Annotated in this window: 1 protein-coding gene; it reads right to left on the bottom strand. The window is 64.4% G+C overall.

The features are described 5' to 3' along the window. Positions 1 to 13: 13 nt before the first annotated feature. Positions 14 to 1,207, bottom strand: coding sequence for an elongation factor Tu (gene tuf, locus EJO66_RS32450; protein ID WP_124962315.1), 1,194 nt, complete (start codon positions 1,205 to 1,207; stop codon positions 14 to 16). Positions 1,208 to 1,212: the final 5 nt, after the last annotated feature.

The raw sequence follows: 1,212 nt of genomic DNA on the forward strand, positions 1-1,212 counted from the left end.
CTTTGCGTGCGGCTTAGATGTCGAGGATCTTTGCCACGACGCCCGAACCCACGGTGCGGCCGCCTTCGCGGATGGCGAAGCGCAGGCCTTCTTCCATCGCGATCGGGTTGATCAGCTTCACGGTGATGCTGACGTTGTCGCCAGGCATGACCATTTCCTTGTCCTTGGGCAGCTCGATCGCGCCGGTCACGTCCGTCGTGCGGAAGTAGAACTGCGGACGGTAGTTGTTGAAGAACGGCGTGTGACGGCCACCTTCGTCCTTGGACAGCACGTACACCTCGGCGGTGAAGTGCGTGTGCGGCTTGATCGAGCCGGGCTTGCACAGCACCTGGCCGCGCTCGACTTCTTCGCGCTTGGTGCCGCGCAGCAGCACGCCGACGTTGTCGCCAGCCTGGCCCTGGTCCAGCAGCTTGCGGAACATTTCCACACCGGTGCAGGTGGTCTTGACGGTCGGGCGGATGCCCACGATCTCGATTTCCTCGCCGACCTTGATCACGCCGCGCTCGACGGCGCCGGTCACCACGGTGCCACGGCCGGAGATCGAGAACACGTCTTCCACGGGCATCAGGAAGGTGCCGTCCACGGCGCGCTCGGGCGTCGGGATGTAGCTGTCGAGGGCTTCGGCCAGCTTCATGATGGCTTCTTCACCGAGCTTGCCCTTGTCGCCTTCCAGGGCGAGCTTGGCCGAGCCGTGGATGATGGGGGTGTCGTCGCCGGGGAACTCGTACTTGTCCAGCAGCTCGCGCACTTCCATTTCGACCAGCTCGAGCAGTTCGGCATCGTCCACCATGTCGCACTTGTTCAGGAACACGATGATGTAGCCCACACCCACCTGGCGCGCCAGCAGGATGTGCTCGCGGGTCTGGGGCATGGGGCCGTCGGCGGCCGAGCACACGAGGATGGCGCCGTCCATCTGGGCAGCGCCGGTGATCATGTTCTTGACGTAGTCGGCGTGGCCGGGGCAGTCAACGTGGGCGTAGTGGCGGTTGGCCGTCTCGTACTCGACGTGGGCGGTGTTGATGGTGATGCCGCGGGCCTTTTCTTCGGGCGCCGCGTCGATCTGGTCGTAGGCCTTGGCTTCGCCGCCGAACTTGGCCGACAGCACCGTGGCGATGGCCGCCGTCAGCGTGGTCTTGCCGTGGTCAACGTGACCGATCGTGCCCACGTTCACGTGCGGCTTGGTGCGGGTGAATTTACCTTTTGCCATTTTTC

This window comes from Variovorax beijingensis (genome assembly GCF_003951285.1).
Classification (GTDB): Bacteria; Pseudomonadota; Gammaproteobacteria; order Burkholderiales; family Burkholderiaceae_C; genus Variovorax; species Variovorax beijingensis.

Excerpts from the sequence above, each read along its gene's own strand:
- tuf (WP_124962315.1), bottom strand. The coding sequence starts at position 1,207 with ATGGCAAAAGGTAAATTCACCCGCACCAAGCCGCACGTGAACGTGGGC.